This is a genomic window from uncultured Desulfovibrio sp., from assembly GCF_944324525.1.
In the GTDB taxonomy this organism is placed as follows: domain Bacteria; phylum Desulfobacterota; class Desulfovibrionia; order Desulfovibrionales; family Desulfovibrionaceae; genus Desulfovibrio.
Genome location: NZ_CALUWS010000021.1, coordinates 20,880 through 38,741 on the forward strand (window position 1 = coordinate 20,880; position 17,862 = coordinate 38,741).

Genomic DNA, 17,862 nt, shown 5'->3' on the forward strand with positions numbered 1-17,862 from the left:
AGGTTTTATGTCCGACTGCCTTGTTATCCGTGCGCGAACTCTCGTGAGCATGGCAGGGGAGGCCCCCGCGCGCGGCGAACAGCTTTTTGCGCCCCTGCGCAAGCTGGATGACGCGGCCCTCGTCCTTGCGGACGGCCGGGTGGAAGAGGTCGTGAGCTGGAAACGCTGCTCGCCGCCCGCCGGAGCCGTGGTGCGCGATCTGGGGGACGTCTGCCTGGCCCCGGCCGTCATCAATGCCCACTGCCATCTGCAGCTCTCGCATCTGGCCGGCAAGACGCGCTGGGGGGATGGCTTCAGCGCCTGGCTGGAAAGCCTCATCGCCCATTTGCGGGAACCGCTGTCCGTCGAAGCCGTCACCGAGGCCTGCGAGGACATGGCCGCGCGCGGCACGGGGCATGTGGGGGATTTTGCCGGAGAGGGACTGGCCCTCGTGGATGCCGCGGCCCGGCGGGCCGGTCTGGGCATCACGCACTTTTGCGAATGGTTCGGCATGGATGCGCCGTTCATCGACGCCGTACGCCCCTGGCCGCCGCGCTGCCGCGCCGCGCTGGAGCAGGATGACGACCGCCCGGTGGCGGATGTTTCCGTGCCGCTGGAGGCCCGTTGCGCCCCGGCGGGACATGCCCTGTATTCCACCGCGCCGGACGTGCTGCGCGATGCCCGGCAGTGGTGCGCGGCAAAGGGGCGGGTCTTTGCCCTGCATCTTGCCGAATCCCCCGAGGAGACGGAACTCCTGGTGAGCGGGAGCGGCCCGCTGGCCGAACTCTATGCGGGCATCGTGCTGCCGGATGACTGGCAGGCTCCGGGCATGCGGCCGCTGGCCTGCGCCATGAAGCTCGGCCTTCTGGGGCCGGGGACCCTGGCCGTGCACGGCGTCCAGCTCGATACGCAGGAGATGACGGTGCTGGCGGCCTCCGGGGCGGCGCTTTGCCTTTGCCCGCGCTCCAACAGGCATCTGGGCGTGGGCGAGTCGCCGTTTCTTTCCGCTGTGGAAAGCAATGCGCTGTGCTGTCTGGGGACCGACGGGCTGACCTCCAATACGGATCTGGATGTCCGCAGGGAGGCGGTCTTCCTGCGCGAGGCCTGCGACGCGCCGCCGGAAGCCCTGCTGCGCCTCCTGACGGTCAACGCGGCCGAAGCCCTGCGCCTGCCGTGCGGCGGACGGCTGGAACCGGGACAGCCCGGCGGCTTCTGCGTCCTGCCGGAGGCCCTGAGTTTTTAGAGACCGCCGACACGAATGTACAACTTCTTTCAGATTGATGAAGAGCGCGGATCGGGCATGGGCCGCATGTCGCCTGACGGACGTCCGTCGCAGGCCATGTCCGTCAGGGCCTGCTGCCGCTATGCGCTCGTGCGCCGGGGGGATCCCCACAACATGGACGGCGCATCGTGCCGGCGGAGCCCGGCGCAGGCGGCCGGGTCGGGAAAACATATGACGGCAAGAGCTGTTTGAGGAGGAAATATGGGAGAACATTTTCTGGATGTGAAGGAAGCCCTGCCCCGCGTGGGCGGGAATGAGGCCCTGTACCGCAGGCTGCTGGGCACGTTCATGGAAGACGAGCGGGAAACGGCCGTCCAGGTGGAGGGAGCCCTGCGCAACGATGACCGGGACACCGCCTGGAAGCTGGTGCACAACCTCAAGGGGGCGGCGGCCAACCTGGGCGCGAAACCGCTGGCCTCGGCGGCCTTCGAGCTGGAGATGGCCATCCGCGCCGGGGCCGACACCGCCGCGCTGCTGGGCCGGTTCAGCCGGACCCTGACCGATACGCTGGTGGCTATGGCCACCTACCGCTCGGCCTGAGAAGACAGGGCTTTTCCTTTGCGGCGTTTTGGGGTAGACTGCCCCTCTGCCAATTTTTTATCCTGCATCGGGGGTTCTATGAACATCTGGAAACGCATTCTGGCCGGAGGCGCACTGTGCGCCGTGGCCCTGGGGCTTGCGGCTCCGGCTCTTGCCGAGACCATCAAGCTGGGTCTCATGTGTCCGCTGACAGGCAAATGGGCCTCCGAAGGGCAGGACATGAAAAATATCGTCAGCCTGCTGGTGGACGAGACCAATGCCGCCGGCGGCATCAACGGCAAGAAGATCGAGCTGGTGGTGGAGGACGACGCCGGCGATCCGCGTACGGCGGCGCTGGCGGCCCAGAAGCTTGCCGGGGCCGGCGTCATCGCCGTCATCGGCACCTACGGCTCGGCCGTGACGGAAGCCAGCCAGAACATCATCGCCGAGTCCGGGCTCGTGCATGTGGGGACGGGCTCCACCAGCATCCGGCTCACCGAAAAGGGCCTGCCGCTCTTTTTCCGCACCTGCCCCCGCGATGACGCGCAGGGCGCGGCGGCGGCCGCCGCCATCGTCAAGGGCGGCTTCAAGAAGGTCGCCCTGCTGCACGACAAGTCTTCTTACGCCAAGGGCCTTGCCGACGAAAGCCGCAAGGCGCTGGAGAAGGCCGGCGTGGAGATCGTTTTTTATGACGCCCTGACGCCCGGCGAGCGCGACTACACGGCCATCCTCACCAAGCTCAAGGCCGCCGCGCCCGACGTGGTGTTCTTTACCGGCTACTACCCCGAGACCGGCATGCTCCTGCGTCAGAAGAAGGAAATGGGCTGGGACGTGCCCATGATGGGCGGCGATGCCGCCAACCATCAGGATCTCGTGAAGATCGCGGGAGCCGAGGCCGCCCGGGGATACTTCTTCATCAGCCCGCCCCTGCCGCAGGACATGGACACGCAGGAAGCCCGGCATTTCCTGGAAGCCTACAAGGCTCGTTACCAGACCGTCCCCGTCTCCGTGTGGGCCGTGGTGGCCGGCGATGCCTACAAGGTCATCGAGGCCGCCCTTGCCGCCGGCAAGACCGACCCGGAAGACATGGCCGAGTGGCTCAAGCAGCTCAAGGACATGCCCGGCCTGACCGGCAAGCTCGGTTTTGACGAGAAGGGCGACCGTGTGGGCGAATTCTACCGCTCCTACATGGTGGACGAGCAGGGGAAGTTCGTTCTTCTGCCGCAGCAGTAGAGCATGTTGCCTTTGAACAAGGTGAGATGCGAGGCGGCGGCACCGCGCCGCCCGGCCAAAGCCAAGCGGAAAAAACGCGTTTTTTCCGCGAAACGACAGGCCGCATGGTTTGGAACGCAAAGCGTTGCAAACTGAAGATGCTTTAGGAGAGGGCGCAGACGCCCTTTCCGTAACAGACTCTCTACATGCAAAAGGCGCCGCGCGCCCGGAACCGCCCCGCGGTGACGGGCCGCGGCGCACAAGTGCCCTATGGAACAATTTTTTCAGCAACTGCTCAACGGACTTGCCGTCGGCGGCATCTATGCGCTGGTCGCGCTGGGCTATACCATGGTCTACGGCGTGCTCAAGCTCATCAACTTCGCCCACGGCGACCTGTTCACCATCGGCGCGTATCTGGGGCTGACTCTGTTGGTGAGCTGCAATCTTTCCGGCATCCTGGGCCCCGCCGCCGCCGTGCTGGCCGTCTTCGTGATGGTGGCGCTGCTGGTGGCCCTTCTCGGCTGCCTGCTCGAACGCGCGGCCTACCGGCCCCTGCGCAAGGCCAACCGCCTCTCCGCCGTGGTTTCCGCCCTCGGGGCCTCCATCTTTTTCCAGAATGCGGTCATGCTCATCTACGGGGCCCGCTTCTACGTCTACCCCGACTATCTGCGCCCTGACTTCACGGTCAGCCTCTTCGGCATGGCCGTGCCCGGCGTGCGCCTGCTGGTCATTGCCGCCAGCGTTCTGCTCATGCTCGCGCTCTGGGCCTTCATCCAGCGCACCCGCACCGGCGCGGCCATCCGGGCCGTGGCCATCGACCAGGGGGCGGCCCGTCTCATGGGCATCAACGTCAACCGCGTCATCTCCCTCGTCTTCTTCATCGGGCCCGGGCTGGGCGGCGCGGCCGGCCTCATGGTCGGCATCTATTACGGGCAGATCGACTTCACCATGGGCTGGAGCTATGGCCTCAAGGCCTTTACCGCCGCCATCCTGGGCGGCATCGGCAACATCCCCGGGGCCATGCTGGGCGGTCTGCTGCTCGGCGTCATCGAGGCGCTTGCCGCGGGCTACATCGCCATCGCCTGGAAGGACGCCATCGCCTTCCTGGTGCTCATCCTCATCCTCATCATCCGGCCCACCGGAATCCTGGGCGAACGCACGGCGGACAAACTATGAACCTGCGAACCCTTGCCGGACTGCTGCTGGCCGTCTGCCTCGCCTTTCTGCCGCTGGTGGCCGGCCCCTACTGGATCTCGGTCTGCGTGAACGTCGGCCTTTACGCGCTGCTGGGCCTGTCCCTCAACGTCATCCTCGGGCAGGCGGGCATCTTCCATATGGGGCACGCGGCCTTTTACGCCGTGGGCGCGTATACCACGGCCATCCTGAACACCCTGTACCAGTGGCCCATATTCGCCGCCATGCCGCTGGCCGGAGCCGTGGCGGCGCTGGTGGCCGTGGCGGTGGCCCGTCCCATCATCCATCTGCGCGGGGACTATCTGCTCATCGTCACCATCGGCATCGTGGAGATCGTGCGCATCGCCCTGCTCAATGATGTGGGCGGCTATACCGGCGGCTCCAACGGCATCTTCGGCATCGGCCGTCCCAACTTCTTCGGCTTCAAGATCGTCAAGACCATACATTTTTACTATCTGGTCTGGGGAATGGTGGCGGTGAGCATCCTGCTCTTCTACGGCCTGTGGCGCTCCCGTTTCGGACGCGCGCTCAACTACATCAAGGAAGATGACGTGGCCGCCGAGGGCTGCGGCGTGCATGTGACCAGCTACAAGCTGTCCGCTTTTGTGCTGGGCGCTTTCTGGGCAGGCATGGCCGGCACGCTCTACGCGGCGCAAATGACGACCATCACTCCGGAATCCTTCAACTTCATGGAGTCCGTCATCATCTTTGCCGTGGTCATCCTTTCCGGCGGCAGCATGCTGGGCGTGCTTGTCAGCGCCTTCCTCTTCATCGGCCTGCCGGAACTGCTGCGCGAATTCTCCAACGCCCGTATGCTCATCTTCGGTCTGGCCATGATGCTCATGATGATCTGGCGGCCGCAGGGCCTGCTGCCGCCGCGTCCGCGCCGCTACCAGGCGGCGGAAGAGTTCTGCGGAGCGGGGAGCGCCCCGGGGAGAGATGCGGCATGAACCTGCTCGAACTGCACGAAGTCAGCAAGATTTTCGGTGGACTGGTGGCGCTGAACGAGCTCTCCTTTTCCGTTGAGGAGGGCAGCGTAGTGGGCCTCATCGGGCCCAACGGCGCAGGCAAGACCACGGTCTTCAACTGCATCACCGGCAACTACCGCCCCGAGCACGGGCGCATCTCCTTTGCCGGGCGCGACGTGACCGGCCTGCGGCCGCATGCGCTGGTCAAGCTCGGGATCGCCCGCACCTTCCAGAGCATCCGTCTCTTCGGACGGTTGCCGGTGCTGGAAAACGTGCTGGCCGGGCGGCACTGCCGCCTTAAATCGGGCCTGCTGGCCTCCATGCTGCACACACCGGCCCAGCGGCGCGAAGAACGCGAGGCCGTACGCCGCTGCATGGAAGAACTGGATTTCGTGGGGCTGGCCGCCCATCATGCCGAAGAGGCGGGCAGTCTCTCCTACGGCAATCAGCGTCTGCTGGAGATCGCCCGGGCACTGGCCTCGGATCCTCATCTGCTCATCCTGGACGAGCCCGCGGGCGGCATGAACGACCAGGAAACGGTGGCGCTCATCGACCTGATCGGCGCCATCCGGGACAGAGGCATTACCGTGCTGCTCATCGAGCACGACATGCGTCTGGTCATGCGTATCTGCGAGAAACTGGTCGTGCTGGAAAACGGCTGCCTGATCGCGCAGGGAGAACCGGCCGTCGTCCGGGCCAATCCCGCCGTCATCGAAGCCTATCTGGGCGCGGAATCGGAGGTCTGGTAATGGCGCTGCTGGAACTGAAGGGTATCCGTGTCCGCTACGGCAACGTGGAGGCCCTGCACGGCATCGATCTGTCCGTGGAAGAAGGCGAGATCGTTACCCTGCTGGGCGCCAACGGAGCGGGCAAGAGCACTACGCTCCTGACCATCAGCGGACTGGTACGCCCTTGCGCGGGCGACGTGCTTTTTGACGGCAGATCCCTCCTGCGCATCCCCGCGCACGACGTGGTACGGCAAGGTATCGCCCAGTCCCCGGAAGGGCGGCGGGTCTTCGGGACCATGACCGTGCTGGAGAACCTGCGGCTTGGCGCGTTTTCCGTGCGCGACAAGGACAAGTGCGAAAAAACGCTGGAGTGGATATTCGATCTTTTCCCCCGCCTTTTCGAACGTCGGGATCAGCTGGCCGGGACGCTCTCCGGCGGCGAGCAGCAGATGCTCGCCATCGGCCGCGCCCTCATGGCCCAGCCCCGTCTGCTCCTGCTGGATGAACCGTCCCTCGGCCTCGCGCCGCTCTTTGTCCGCTCCATCTTTGAGACCGTACGCAATATCAGCGCCAGCGGCGTGACCGTCCTCCTCGTGGAACAAAACGCCCGCGCCGCCCTCAAACTGGCTTCGCGTGGCTATGTCCTCGAAGTGGGTAACGTGGTCATGCACGACACCGCGCAAAATCTGCTGGCCGACCCCAGCGTCCGCGAAGCCTACCTCGGGGGTTAGCAGCGGGGTTTTTCCGCGGAACGGCGGGTCATATGGTTGGAAGCACAAAGCGTTTCAAGCTGAAAGTGTCCTAAAAAGAGCGTTTCCCCTTGCGGAGGAAACGCTCTTTTTTTCCATGCCGCCGGGAGACCATAGACCGAGGTCTGTCCGGCGGGGGCGCGTCGGCGTGTCACTTTTTCGAACAGTAGCCTGGGGAAGAAGAGGGCTTTTCTTCCGCTGGTGGCTTGTGTAGTCTGCAAGGAGCGAAGCCCCTTCCATGAAGGGACAAAGAGGAAGGGCGGGCGGCGCTGGGAAAGCACGATAACGCCGGTTTCCGGAGCACGACAGACGGCAAAAGGGAGGAGAGGTGATGGCATCCCGAGTGCGCAGCCTTGTGGAAGCGACACTTTCCTCGACATGGTTCAAGGTCGTGCTGTTTCTTGTGGCCGTGCCTCCTCCAGCTGGTCTTTCTGCATGCTCTTATGCCGTTAGCGAGTGGGTGCTGCCTGGTGCCGCTCTTGTGATCGGTTTTCTGGTGTGCAAGGCTATCGTCTGGAAAAAACGCCCACGCGAAGAAACGGCGGCGCATGATCCGTGGTTCATCATGGTGCTGCTTCTTGTCGCCAGTCATGGCATCATGATAAGCACGTTCATCTGCCTGGGCTTCTTCCTTCTCCTTGCCCCATACGGTTACACCCCGCCGCTGTACCTGGCGTTGGGCTTCATCATTTACCGGGCGGCGCTTCAAGCGGAGCCGGGTCCCGTAGAGCTGTTCCGTCCGAAAAATCCCTGGCTCGGGGTACTGCTGATCCTCATTGGCTTTCCTGCCGTGACGGTCTATCTCTCAGGCTTCATCATCTCTCAGGCCATTGTTTTGCCGCTGCATCTGACACTCTTTGCGCTGCTCTGTCTGTTCAGCGTCATCGTGTACATGGCTGGTCGCCGCCGGAGGAAAGAACGAGGAGATGGTGGAAAACGAGGGAAAAATGCGTGGCTTTCGCTCCTGCTGCACCTCATGATCTTTCTCCCGCTGCCTTTTGCAGAAATTTTTTTCCTTGACGGCAACCGTTTTCTCCGCCGCATATGGCCCCCTCTGGAGTTACTTCCCTTGCTTCTTGCTTTGATCTTCTGCGGCTACAAGGCCATGACCTGGAAGCAGCGTCAGCAGGCGGAAAGGTAACGTGTCCCCACGACCAGCAAATCAAAACCACCCGCATAGCGGGTGGTTTTCTGTTTCGCGCCCTGGGCGCTCTGGCTAACGCCATAATAAAAAAGCGTTTCCCTCCAGCGAAGGATACGCTTTTTTTGTCATGCCGTCGGGGGACCACCGACTGGGGGCTGGCCGATGGTGACGCGCCAGCGTGTCATCTTCCAAGGCAAGAGTTTTTGTGGGAGGAAAGGAGGCGCGGGGGAAAGGAGGGGGCTTTTTGCAAAAAGCCTCCTCCTTTCCCCCGCAAAAGAAAACGAACCCTTCACTCAGCGTGCGCCAAAGCCGGGGATGTAGAAGCGCTTTTCCAGCCAGCGGAGCAGCCAGGTGGCCAGGGTGACCATGACGAGATAGTAGGCGCCGACGGCAAGGAAGACCTCGGTAAAGCGGAAGGTATCCGACGCGACCACCTTCCCCTCGCCCATGAGTTCCATGCAGGTGACCAGATAGGCCAGGGAGCTGTACTTGATGAGGTAAATGATCTCATTGCCGCAGCCGGGCAGGGCGCGCCGGGCCGCCTGCGGGATGACGATCCAGACGATGGTCTGGAGCGAGTCCATGCCCAGGGCCTGCGCGGCCTTGATCTGCCCCTGTCGGATGGAGAGCAGCGCGCCGCGGATATACTCCGACTGATAGGCGGAATTGCAGAGGATGAAGCTGATGAGCGAAGCCCCGTAGGGCTCGAAGTAGATGCCTACCTTGGGCAGGGCGAAGTAGATCATCATGAGCTGCACGGCCAGGGGCACGCCGCGGATGATGGACGTGTAGGCATCGCCGAGGCGACGGGCCCAGGGGCTGCCGAAAGCGCGTACGCAGCCCAGCAGGATGCCGCCGATGAAGCCGAGCAGACCGGACGGGACGATGAGCGCGATGCTGACGAGCAGGCCCCGGTTGAGCGCGGGCAGAAGCTCCTGAGATACAAAGGCCGCATCAAACACGGCTAGGCTCCCATCTCCAGAAGGTGCTTGCAGAAATCCCGCGTACGGGTGGCGCTGCCTTCGGCCAGCAGCACGTCGGGCGCGCCCTGTTCGATGATGATGCCCTGTTCCATGAACAGTATCTCGTGAGCCAGGGCCCGGGCAAAATCCATCTGGTGGGTGGCCATGAGCATGGTCATGCCGCCGCGGGCAAGATCCTTGATGACGGCCAAGACTTCGCCCACAAGCTCGGGGTCGAGGGCCGAGGTGGGCTCGTCCAGCAGGATGACCTTGGGATCCATGGCCAGAGCGCGCGCGATGGCCACGCGCTGCTTTTGCCCGCCGGAAAGCTGGGCGGGGTACAGCCCGGCACGACGGCTCATGCCGACACGGCCGAGCTCTTCCTGCGCTCGGCGCTGCGCGTCCTGCCGGTTCATGCCGCGCACCTTGCGCAGGGCGATGGCCACGTTCTCTTCCGCGGTCAGGTGGTCGAAGAGGTTGAAATCCTGAAAGATCATCCCCACCTGTGCCCGGAAGGCGCAGAGGGCGCGCCTGTCGGCGACATTAAGTGCGCGGCCTTCCAGGAGAATCTTTCCCTCGTCCGGGGGGATAAGGCAGTTGATGCACTGGAGCAAGGTGCTTTTGCCGGCCCCCGAAGGGCCGATGAGTACCTTCAGCTCGCCCCGGTTCAGCGTCAGGGAGCAATCCTGCAGAATGGGCTTGCCGCCAAGCTTCTTGGAAAGGTGGGCCACCTGCAGGACCGGGCTCGCGCCGGTTTTCTTGGAAAGTTGGGCAACAGTTTCGCTCATGCTTACCCCGCCGCTCCCATGCCGACCGTGCCGCCGGTGGAATAACCGGGGATGTGGACCCGGTTTTCCAGAGCGCGCAGGAGCTTCAGCACCACGAGCGTGAGAATGAAGTAGATGACGCCCGCAAGGGCGAAAAGAGCAAGATGCTCATGGGTCCGCTGGGCCACGGCCGTGGCGCGGGACATGATCTCCTGCGTGCCGAGGACATAGCAGACGGCGGAATCCTTGAGAAGGATGGAAAATTCATTGGCCCAGCCGGGAAGCGAGAGGCGCAGCGCCTGCGGAAGGATGATGCAGGTTATGCTGCAGCCGTCGGTCATGCCGAGCGCGCGGGCGGCCCTGAGCTGGCCCTGGGGCAGGCTTTCGATGGCGCCGCGAAAGATCTGAGACTGGTAGGCCGTGCTGATGCAGCCCATGACGAGACAGGAGGCGAGAAAGGGCGGTACGGCAAGTCCGAGACTCATGCACAGGCCGTAGCTGAGGAAGAGCAGCACCAGGATGGGGACGCCGCGGAAAAACCAGACATACAGCCCGACGGCGGCCCGAACCAGCGTTCCGCCGTAGACCTGTCCCACGGCCAGAGGGATGCCGAGCACGAGCCCCATGCCGAGGGCCAGCGCCACGGCGCTGACGGTGGTCAGCGTTCCGCCGAGGATGAAGGGCAGGGCATCCCAGATGACTTGCAGTGAATTCATGTCGTCCAAATGGTTGATGGGAGAGACAGGGGCAAGGCCGCCACATCTGTGGCGGCCTTGCCGTCGTCAGCACAGGCGGGCCGCTGGCCCGGGCCTGGACTTACTTGCGCAGATACTTGTCCTGCAGTTCCTTCCAGTACGGATCGGCCTGGAGCTTGCGGAAACCTTCGTCGATAAGGGCGCGAAGTTCGGTATCGCCCTTGCGGATGGCCACGCCGAATTCGTCCGGCGCGCCGTGGGTGCCGGCCTTCTTGACGGCCTTGCCCTTGGCGATGGAATCCTCGGCCGGGAGCTGGTCCATGAGGGCGGCGTCGATGCGGCCGTTGAGCAGGTCTTCCACGGCCAGGGGGCAGGATTCATAGAAACGCAGCTCGAAGGGATAGCCCTTTTCCTTCTGTTCCTGCTTGATGGCGTCGGCTTCAGAGGTGCCGCGCTGCACGCCCAGCTTGATGGGCTTGGACAGGATGTCCGCAGGCGTGAGGGAGGAATCCTTCTTCACCAGGAACACGCGGGAGACCGTCCAGTAGGGATCGGAGAAATCCACCATCTTGCGGCGCTTTTCCGTGATGCTCATGCCGGAGCAGATCATGTCGATCTGCTTGTTGGCAAGGGCGGGGACGATGCCGTCCCAGGCCATGGCCTTGTGGGTGACCGTGAAGCCCATGGCCTTGGCGATCCAGTTCATGGCGTCCACGTCAAAGCCGGCGGGCTTGCCCGTTTTTTCGTCAATGTAGGCAAAGGGCGGATAGTTGGCGTCGATGCCGTTGACGTAGGTTTTGGCAAAGGCAGGCACAGCGGCCAGCAGCCCCAGCAGCAAGGTGCAAAGAAAGATTTTTTTCATGGTTGTCCCCGATTTCTGAAAAACAGCCGCAGGCACGGCAGAACGGGATTTTTCTAGCAGATGGCGACCTTGGGCGCAAGCCCGCAGCCTTTCCCTTGAGTTGTCCCGAGGATGGGTGTATGGAACAGGGATTCCCCATGATGGATACGACATGCTGCTGAACGCTTCCCTCGCTGACTTTCTGCGCCGGGTGGGATTCCCCCCCCAACAGCTTGTACTGTGCCTTGGCGACACGCTTACCCTGCTTCTGGTTTCCGCGCTGGTCTTGCTGGTGCGCAACCTGTTCGGTGGCGTGAACCTGGAACAGTACAGCTGGATGGTGCTCTTCATCATCGTGCTCATGCCGATCATCGGCTTTCTTTTCGGCCTGTACCAGACGCTGCCCCTGCCGCCCCATCGTGAGTTGCGCTCCCTTGTGCTGGCAGGCAGCATGGTGTTCGCCATGCTGCTGCTTTTCCTCTTTGCGGGCAAGAGCAGCATAAGCTATTCGCGGCTGGCTCTGCTGGGGTCCTGGGGGCTGAGCTGCGCGGCTCTGCCGTGCTGGCGCTTTCTGGCCCGGCGCTGGTGGGCCCGGCGGCGCTGGTGGGGGGCCCCGCTCATCATCCTCGACCGCAGCCAGCGGGGCAGGGCCTTCTGGCATTATCTCAAGCGCAATCCCCAGTACGGCCTGCTGCCCTGCGACATCATGTCGCTTCCCGATGACCGGGAAGCGCTGACGGCCAGTCTGGAAAGGTGCGTGCGGCGCTATCCGGACGCCACCGCGCTGCTGCTGCTCGACGCCGCGCAAACGGTCGACGGGGGGTATCTTTCGCTGGTCAGCCGCCATTTCAGCAAGACGCTGGTGGTGCCCCGCTTTGATGCCGGGATGCAACATTTCTGGCTGACGCCCTGCGACCTTGGGCTGCATACGGGCCTGCTGGTCAAGCAGAACCTGCGCAGCCGCTGGCGCTGCCATTTGAAGCGCTTGCTGGATCTGGGCATCTGCCTGCCGCTGGCGGTGCTCCTGCTGGTGCCGGGCCTGTGCATCGCGCTGGCTATCCGGCTGGACAGCCGGGGACCGGCCATCTACCGGCAGCGCCGCCTTGGGCAGGGCGGGAAGGAGATCCGCATCTGCAAGTTCAGGACCATGATCGTCAATGCCGATGCGGCGCTTGCTCGCTATCTGGATGAACGGCCGGAACTGCGCGCCGAGTGGGAGCGTGACCACAAGCTCAAGCATGATCCGCGGGTGACGCGGGTGGGGGCCTTCCTCCGCAAGACCAGCCTTGACGAACTGCCGCAGCTCATCAATGTGCTGCTGGGGGACATGAGCCTTGTGGGGCCGCGTCCCATCGTCGAAGGGGAAAGGAAAAAGTACGGACTGGTCTACGAGAACTACTGCCGGGTACGGCCCGGCGTCACCGGTCTCTGGCAGGTCTCCGGCCGCAACAACACCTCGTATGAGGAACGGGTGGCCCTGGATAACTACTATGTGACCAACTGGTCGGTCTGGATGGATCTCTGGATCCTGGGCAAGACGCCCTTTGTGGTTGTGACCGGGTACGGGGCGTACTAGGGCCTGGCAAGACAAGCTTTATAAATAATTTCAGCGGATAGCGGATAATCAGAGCGAGTCGTGCACGCCGCGCAGGCATTTGGGCGGGTTTGCCTCGTGTCCCCGACTCTTCCCCAGCACGCTTTTGGAGCGTGCGATCTTTGAAAAAGATAATACGCGCTGCGGCGACACAGCGCCGCACAACGCCTTTTGGGGGCAGGTCTGAGAGCGCGTCGAAAGAGGCGGGAGCCCCTCCGGCGCGCCAAAGCCTGCCACCCCTGACCGGGCCTATCTGCCTAGTTCCGCGAACCCCTGTTCGACTTCGGCCTTGAAGGCCTCGGCAAAGCGGGCTTCCGAAAATAGCTCGGCATGCGCATGCAGGACTGCCGGGGAAAAGCCGTCTTCCTGCGTCTCGAAGCGTTCGATGGCCGCTTGCAGGCTGTCCGCGCTCTGCTCCTCGAAGAGCAGGCCGGTCACGCCGTCCTGCACGGTCTCACGCGCGCCGCCGCGTCCGTAGGCGATGACGGGCACCCCGGCGGACATGGCTTCCACGGGGATGATGCCGAAATCTTCCTCGCCGGGGAACAGCAGGGCCCGGCTCTTGCGGAGCAGCTCCCGTACCGCATCGTCGTCAAGACGTCCCAGAAAGCGCACCGTCGGCCCGGCCTGGGCTTCCAGCCGTTGCCATTCCTCGCCGTCCCCGATGATCAGCAGCGGACGGCCCAGCCGGTTGCAGGCCTGGATGGCCAGATCCACCCGTTTGTAATGCGTCAGGCGTCCGAAGCAAAGATAGTGCTCGCCGCCTGTCCGTTCACGGGCGGTGTAGGCCTGGGTATCCACCGGCGGATGCACCACATGGGCTTCACGCCGCCAGTATTTGCGGACACGGCGGGCCACATGGCGGGAGTTGGCCACGATGCGATCCACCCGCATGGCGCTGAGCACGTCCCATTGCCGCAGGCGCGGCAGCAGCAGACGCGAGCAGAGGCGGGTGACGCGGCCCGCGTTTTCCTGATAGACGGGCCAGTTGTCCCAGAGGTAGCGCATGGGGGAATGGCAGTAGCAGAGATGCAGGGCATCCGGCCGGGTGATGACGCCCTTGGCCGGCCCGGACTCGCTGGAGATGACAAGGTCATACCCCGTCAGATCCAGCTGTTCCAGAGCCAGCGGCATGAGCGGCAGGTACTTCTGATAGTGCCGCGCGCTGCCGGGCAGGGCGTTGATGAAGGTCGTACGGATTCGATGACGCCTCAGCTCCGGCAGAAGGTTCTCTTCGCGCAGCACATGCGTATAGATGTCGGCCTCGGGATACAGGCGGCAGATGGCTTCGAGCACCTTTTCTCCGCCGCCCATGACGGAGAGCCAGTAATGAACCAGGGCGACGCGCATCAGGCAGCGGGGCGGTCGCCGATGGCGGCGGTTATCTGGGCTTCGGCGGCCAGCTTGCCGTCCACAAAGGCCTTGGCGTCCATCTTGCACATGCGCAGCTTCATGCGCAGATTGCTGCACTCGAGATCAAGGCGGTCGCCGGGGACAACTTGCCGCCGGAACTTGACGCCGTCCAGTCCGGTGAAGAGGAAAAGCTTGTCCGACAGGTCGCCCATGCCCGAGGCGGCCAGCAGACCGCCCGTCTGCGCCAGGGCTTCAAGGATGAGCACGCCGGGCATGATGGGCACCCCGGGGAAATGGCCCTGGAAGAAAGGCTCGTTCATGGTGACGTTTTTGTAGGCGCGGATATGGGAACCGGGGACGCACTCCACCACCCGGTCCACCAGAAGGAAGGGGTAGCGGTGGGGAAGTATGGCCTGGATGCGTTGTATATCCATGCTGATGGGCGTTTCCTGACTCATGCGGACTCCTTTCAGTAGAGCAGTTTCCGTTTGAAACGCTGCGCGTTCCAAACCATACGGCCTGTCGTTTCGCGGAAAAAACGCGGTTTTTCCGCTCACGTTGGGCCGGGCGGCGCTATGCCGCCGCCGCGCGTTTTCCCTTTTTCAAAGCGAAAACGTTCTAGGGTCGATTTTTCCCAGTTTAGCGTGTGACGTGCCGGGGCACAAGGGCTGCCTTGCCGTCACCCACAAAAAAACCCGGCGCGAGGCCGGGTCCTTTTCTTTTCTGGCGGTGGGGACTTACTTCTTGTCGCCCTTTTCCTTGAAGATCTTGTTGACTTCAGCCAGCACGTCGGGGGTCAGATCCATGCTCTGGTCGGCATAGAGGACGCCGCCGGCCGTGATGTCCACCACGAAGGTGAAGCCCTTGCGCTTGGCCACTTCATAGGTGGCGTTGAAGACCATGGTCACCATGTCCTGACGCAGCTTCACTTCTTCCTGTTCGACCTTGCGCATGAAATTGCGGGTCTTCTGGTCCAGTTCCTGCTTGGACTTGATGAACGCGAGCTTCTTTTCTTCGCTCGCCTTGGGGCCCTTGAGGCCTTCGGCCTTTTTCTTCAGAGCTTCGCCCTGCTTTTCCAGGGACTCACGCTCCTTGCCGAACTGCTTTTCCATCTTTTCCTTGGCGGCCTTGGCGGGTTCGCTCTGGGTAGCCACGGCCTGCATGTCCACCACGCCGATCTTGGGCGTCAGCGAGGCGGCGGCATCGGCGGCAAAGGCGGAACCAACCAGCATCAGGCTCAGGGCAAGGGTCAGGAACAGGACTTTACGCATGGGAAACACTCCATTTCAGTAAATCGATCGTGGTGAATGTGTCAAAGCGCAGCAACGCTTTCAGGCATGGTCAGCGGAACGGAAAGAGCTGGCTGGCTGCTTCGTTCAACGCGCCTATCACATAGCACCAGACGTGGCGTCCGTCAATGAATTCTGTGCGGTACGGCGCTTGGAGAGCCGGTCACGATAGGCAAGGATGCCTTCCGCCAGTCCTTCCGCCAGCGCGTGCCGGTACTTGGCATCCAGAAGGCGCTTCGCTTCCTGTCCGTGCGTGCAATAGCCCACTTCCACCAGTACGGCCGGCATGTTGGCGCCCAGCAGCACATGGAAGGGCGCGGACTTGGTGCCGTTGTTGCGTACCTCATAGCCCCGCCGCTTGAGGCGGAAGAGGGAGAGCCGCTGGATGTCCGACGCCAGACGGCGCGACTCGTCCACCCGTGCCGAGAGCATCACTTCCGCCAGCATGCTCTGCATATTGCCGAGCCGCCGCTCGCTGCGGGCGTTTTCCAGCGCGGCCACGCGGGCGGCGTGCTGGTTGCTCGCAAAGTCGAGATAATAGGTCTCAAAGCCCTGTACCGAGCGGTCTTCATTGGCGTTCACATGGATGGAGACGAAGAGATCGCACTCCTTGCGGTTGGCCGCCACCGTGCGCTGGCTCAGGCCCACGGCACGGTCATCCCTGCGGCTGTAGACCACATCCAGCCCGTTGGCTTCCAGCAGACGGCCGAGGCGCAGGGCGATGTCCAGCGTGATGATGCGTTCCACCACCTTGTTGTGGCTGGTGCCCGGGTCCCTGCCGCCGTGTCCGGCGTCGATGAACACCCGCTGCACGCTCAGGCCGAGCTGGCTCGCCATATCGGCCACCTGACGCGCACTGACGCGGCGACTCCGCCGGGGAGCCTCGGCGACGTCGATGTCGCCCTTTTCCGCTCGGGGCAGGCGGTTCTTGCCCGCGGTCACGCGCACGATGATGCGGCTGGGGTCCTCTTCCGAATCGGTGTCGAAGCGGGCGACTTCCCGGAACGACAACTCGACCTGCGCATCCTTCTTGAGCTTCTTGACCGCGATATTCTGGAGCAGGCTGCCATTGACCTTGACGCCCTTGCGCACCTCGTCGGCAACGGCCGTATTCTTGAGGCGCAGGACCAGGCGGTCGGGCTGCGACTTGTTGCCCCGCACCAGCCGGGTATCGTAATTGGTGGTGGTGTTGAGCTCAAGCACGACTTCGACGCTGTTCTTTCCCGGCGAATCCCAGGAAAGCATCTGCAGCTCAGGCGCAACGGGACGCGCCGCCGCGCGTACGCTCTCGTTTTTGGGCGCGCCGCCGTCCAGTTCGGCCATGAGCTGCCGTCCCTTGGGGGCCATGTCGCCCTTGGCGTAGTTCTTCAATTGTTCGCCGAGGAAGCGCCGGGCCTGTCCGGCATCCTTCAGCTCTTGAGTCGAAAGCACAGCAGCCTGATAGAGCGCGTCATCCGCCAGAGCGCTGCGCGGGTATTCCTGCTGGACCGCGGCATACAGATCGATGGCTTCCTTGAATTCCCTGTCGAGATGCGAGCAGCGGGCCAGCGCTTCGCGGCAGACCGCGGCACGGTAGAGCGCCCCCGCGCCTATGGCCGCCGAAGGCTTGGCGGCGTGCACGGAAAGGAATCGCTGTTCGAGCTTTTCCCAGGGCTCTCGCCAGCAGGCGCGCTTCTTGTCCTTGCGCAACGCGTCCATGTCCGCCTTGGCCTGCTGGTAGACGGCCTGCGGGCGCTGGGCCGGCCGGACTTCGGGCAAGGCGGCTTCCGGGGCCGCTTGTTGCTCGGCCGCCGGCGCGGCAGGCGTGGCCACCGCATCGGTCAGGCTGGCGGTGAGATTGCGCCGCAGCTCGCGGGCCTGAGGACGCATGTCCCCACGCGGGTACTGCCGTTCGAGCCGGTCCAGCAGGCTCAGCGCCGCCTTGTCGTCCTTGAGGTAGGAGGCCGTCAGCAGGGCGGCCCGGAACAGGGCGTCGTCGGCAAGGCGGCTGTCCGCGTGCTTGAGGGCCACTTCCTCGTAACAGTCCACGGCCCGCTGTGCGTCCTTGCGGGTAAACGAGCGGCGCGCCAGCTGTTCCAGGCTTTCGCCGGCCTTGAAGAGGGCAGCGGCGCGGTTGGGCCAGTCCGCATCGCTGCGGTAGATATCGTTGAATTCCTTGGCAAGGTTTTCCCACGGCTCACGCTGCATGGAACGTTTTTCATCCAGCTTGAGTCGTTCGACCCCGGCCTTGGCATCGGCATAGCGCTTTTCTGTGGGAGGGAGCGCCGAGTATCCGGCATCATAGCAGAGCACGACCAATACAAAGAGCGCCAGCATGAACGCCAGCGGGGGAGCAAGGCGTCTCAGGGCGCCTGTGCCGTATCCCGTCTTTTCGGAAGGCTTAGTTCGCTTTGCCATAGTGTTTCCCGCCGGGCCCGCGCAGCAGGCAGGCCGCCATGTCTCCCCGTGTGCCTTGTGATGCGCGGAGCAGGGGGGATGACAAGGCTCAGGAGTACTCTATGATTTCTTTCTTATCCTACTCGTAGTCTGTCACGATAGGTTTGGCAAGCGATTTTTTTTTAGAGATGCTCTAAAAAATTTTTATAT

The 17,862-nt window shown here is 63.5% G+C and carries 17 protein-coding genes; 9 read left to right on the forward strand and 8 right to left on the reverse strand.

Translation table 11 applies throughout. The features are described from left to right. Positions 1-7: 7 nt before the first annotated feature. From Q0K12_RS06965 to Q0K12_RS07000, 8 genes are all read left to right on the forward strand, one after another. On the forward strand, positions 8-1,222 hold the full coding sequence (locus Q0K12_RS06965; protein ID WP_297261392.1) for an amidohydrolase family protein: 1,215 nt from the start codon (positions 8-10) through the stop codon (positions 1,220-1,222). Between the two features lie 240 nt (positions 1,223-1,462). Then, positions 1,463-1,801 (forward strand): Hpt domain-containing protein, encoded by a 339-nt coding sequence (locus Q0K12_RS06970; RefSeq protein ID WP_297261394.1) that lies wholly within the window; start codon positions 1,463-1,465, stop codon positions 1,799-1,801. A gap of 78 nt (positions 1,802-1,879) precedes the next feature. Further along, entirely contained in the window at positions 1,880-3,013 is a 1,134-nt protein-coding gene (locus Q0K12_RS06975; RefSeq protein ID WP_297261396.1) for a branched-chain amino acid ABC transporter substrate-binding protein, read from the forward strand. A gap of 249 nt (positions 3,014-3,262) precedes the next feature. Continuing rightward, the gene (locus tag Q0K12_RS06980; RefSeq protein WP_297261397.1) at positions 3,263-4,168 is read left to right on the forward strand and encodes a branched-chain amino acid ABC transporter permease; all 906 of its coding nucleotides are present in this window, start codon (positions 3,263-3,265) and stop codon (positions 4,166-4,168) included. Next, positions 4,165-5,136, forward strand: coding sequence for a branched-chain amino acid ABC transporter permease (locus tag Q0K12_RS06985; protein ID WP_297261399.1), 972 nt, complete (start codon positions 4,165-4,167; stop codon positions 5,134-5,136). The genes Q0K12_RS06980 and Q0K12_RS06985 overlap by 4 nt, the downstream gene beginning before the upstream one ends. After that, the gene (locus Q0K12_RS06990) at positions 5,133-5,903 is read left to right on the forward strand and encodes an ABC transporter ATP-binding protein (protein ID WP_297261401.1); all 771 of its coding nucleotides are present in this window, start codon (positions 5,133-5,135) and stop codon (positions 5,901-5,903) included. The genes Q0K12_RS06985 and Q0K12_RS06990 overlap by 4 nt, the downstream gene beginning before the upstream one ends. After that, the gene (locus Q0K12_RS06995; protein WP_297261403.1) at positions 5,903-6,613 is read left to right on the forward strand and encodes an ABC transporter ATP-binding protein; all 711 of its coding nucleotides are present in this window, start codon (positions 5,903-5,905) and stop codon (positions 6,611-6,613) included. The genes Q0K12_RS06990 and Q0K12_RS06995 overlap by 1 nt, the downstream gene beginning before the upstream one ends. A 349-nt stretch (positions 6,614-6,962) precedes the next feature. Then, the gene (locus tag Q0K12_RS07000; RefSeq protein WP_297261405.1) at positions 6,963-7,772 is read left to right on the forward strand and encodes a hypothetical protein; all 810 of its coding nucleotides are present in this window, start codon (positions 6,963-6,965) and stop codon (positions 7,770-7,772) included. A gap of 296 nt (positions 7,773-8,068) precedes the next feature. Here Q0K12_RS07000 and Q0K12_RS07005 read toward each other — a convergent pair whose 3' ends face one another. The 4 genes from Q0K12_RS07005 to Q0K12_RS07020 form a co-directional block, all read right to left on the reverse strand. Further along, the gene (locus tag Q0K12_RS07005) at positions 8,069-8,737 is read right to left on the reverse strand and encodes an amino acid ABC transporter permease (RefSeq protein ID WP_297261407.1); all 669 of its coding nucleotides are present in this window, start codon (positions 8,735-8,737) and stop codon (positions 8,069-8,071) included. A gap of 2 nt (positions 8,738-8,739) precedes the next feature. Further along, complete coding sequence (locus Q0K12_RS07010) at positions 8,740-9,525, reverse strand: amino acid ABC transporter ATP-binding protein (RefSeq protein WP_297261409.1); 786 nt, start codon at positions 9,523-9,525, stop codon at positions 8,740-8,742. A gap of 2 nt (positions 9,526-9,527) precedes the next feature. Next, positions 9,528-10,220: an amino acid ABC transporter permease gene (locus Q0K12_RS07015; RefSeq protein ID WP_297261411.1), complete on the reverse strand. Its 693-nt coding sequence runs from the start codon at positions 10,218-10,220 to the stop codon at positions 9,528-9,530. A 100-nt stretch (positions 10,221-10,320) separates the two neighbouring features. Then, complete coding sequence (locus tag Q0K12_RS07020; protein WP_297261413.1) at positions 10,321-11,061, reverse strand: ABC transporter substrate-binding protein; 741 nt, start codon at positions 11,059-11,061, stop codon at positions 10,321-10,323. Between the two features lie 151 nt (positions 11,062-11,212). On the opposite strand from Q0K12_RS07020, the gene wbaP reads away from it, so the two are divergent. Then, on the forward strand, positions 11,213-12,616 hold the full coding sequence (wbaP, locus tag Q0K12_RS07025) for an undecaprenyl-phosphate galactose phosphotransferase WbaP (protein WP_297261415.1): 1,404 nt from the start codon (positions 11,213-11,215) through the stop codon (positions 12,614-12,616). 267 nt (positions 12,617-12,883) lie between these two features. Here the strand turns inward: wbaP and Q0K12_RS07030 are convergent, their stop codons facing one another. The 4 genes from Q0K12_RS07030 to Q0K12_RS07045 all read right to left on the reverse strand — a co-directional run bounded on the left by Q0K12_RS07030 (position 12,884) and on the right by Q0K12_RS07045 (position 17,673). Then, positions 12,884-13,984, reverse strand: a complete 1,101-nt coding sequence (locus Q0K12_RS07030) for a glycosyltransferase (protein ID WP_297261417.1) — start codon at positions 13,982-13,984, stop codon at positions 12,884-12,886. Then, positions 13,984-14,445: a 3-hydroxyacyl-ACP dehydratase FabZ gene (gene fabZ, locus Q0K12_RS07035; RefSeq protein ID WP_297261419.1), complete on the reverse strand. Its 462-nt coding sequence runs from the start codon at positions 14,443-14,445 to the stop codon at positions 13,984-13,986. The genes Q0K12_RS07030 and fabZ overlap by 1 nt, the downstream gene beginning before the upstream one ends. A gap of 279 nt (positions 14,446-14,724) precedes the next feature. Next, positions 14,725-15,258 (reverse strand): OmpH family outer membrane protein, encoded by a 534-nt coding sequence (locus Q0K12_RS07040; RefSeq protein WP_297261421.1) that lies wholly within the window; start codon positions 15,256-15,258, stop codon positions 14,725-14,727. Positions 15,259-15,375: 117 nt separating this feature from the next. After that, a complete protein-coding gene (locus Q0K12_RS07045) occupies positions 15,376-17,673 on the reverse strand; it encodes an N-acetylmuramoyl-L-alanine amidase (RefSeq protein WP_297261423.1) in 2,298 nt (765 codons plus the stop codon). Positions 17,674-17,862: the final 189 nt, after the last annotated feature.